We start from the raw sequence: 1,103 nt of genomic DNA on the forward strand, positions 1-1,103 counted from the left end.
GGTGAAAGCGAGGTTTATCGCTACGACGATCAGCACGTCATTCTTGAACGCCAGTTGGCCGGTGGGGCGAGTTTCTTCTGGGAGTGGGAAAGGTCTGGCAAGGCGGCGCGCTGTGTCCGGCACTGGGCCAGCTTTTCGCAGATGGACACCCGCTATGCCTGGGATGACAACGGCCAGGTCACGGTGTTTAACGCCGATGGCAGCCAGGAAGTCTATGTGCATGACGGGCGTGCGCGGCTGGTGCAGCGTGTTGATCCGGACGGCGCTGAACACTTCAAATCCTACGACGAAAAAGGTCGGCTGACGGTTGAGCAGGATCCGCTGGGCGCGATCACGGCCTATCAGTACGACGACGCTGGGCGTTTGGTGGCGTTGTTTCCGGGGGACGATGAGCCGACGTCCTACGAGCATGACAATGGGTTCGTTCGGGTTGTAAGGCGTGGTCAGGCGGTCTGGAAATATGAGCGTAATGACAGGGGCGATATCACTCGCAGGATTGATCCTGAGGGCCACAGCACCGACTACAGCTACAACAAATATGGGCAACTGACGGGGGTTTGGTTTTCGGATAACAGTTGTCAGCGGCTGGTGTGGAATGAACGCGGGCAGTTGCTTGAGGAGCATCTGCCGGAGGGTGGGATCAAGCGGTATCGCTATGACGACCTTGGCCGTCAGGTGGCGCGGGAGGACGAACATGGCGCGCTGACCGAGTATCAGTGGGACAGCGTGGGGCGCTTGATTCGGGTGGTGTTGCCGGGGGGCGCTTTTAGGGAATACAGCTACAACCCTTACGGAAAAATCACGTCTGAGCGGGATGAGTTAGGCCGCGTTACTCGTTACGAGTATGCCGATGGGCTGCATCTGATCAGCCGTCGTATTAATTCCGACGGCACCCAAGTCAAGTATCGCTACGACAATGCGCGGTTGTTGCTGACTGAAATCGAAAATGAAGTCGGTGAGACCTATGGATTGCAGTACCACCCCAATGGCCTGATCCAGCAGGAGATAGGGTTTGACGGTCAGCGCACGGCTTATGTCTACGACCTCAACGGTAACCTGCAGGAAAAGACCGAACACGGTGACGACGGCAGTCAGCTGGTTAC

At 57.4% G+C, this 1,103-nt stretch carries 1 pseudogene; it reads left to right on the forward strand.

Annotated elements, in window-relative coordinates:
- Positions 1-1,103, forward strand: a pseudogene (locus HX803_RS31715) (RHS repeat protein); the annotation flags it as partial.

The organism is Pseudomonas sp. P7548, assembly GCF_013386585.1.
Taxonomy (GTDB): Bacteria; Pseudomonadota; Gammaproteobacteria; order Pseudomonadales; family Pseudomonadaceae; genus Aquipseudomonas.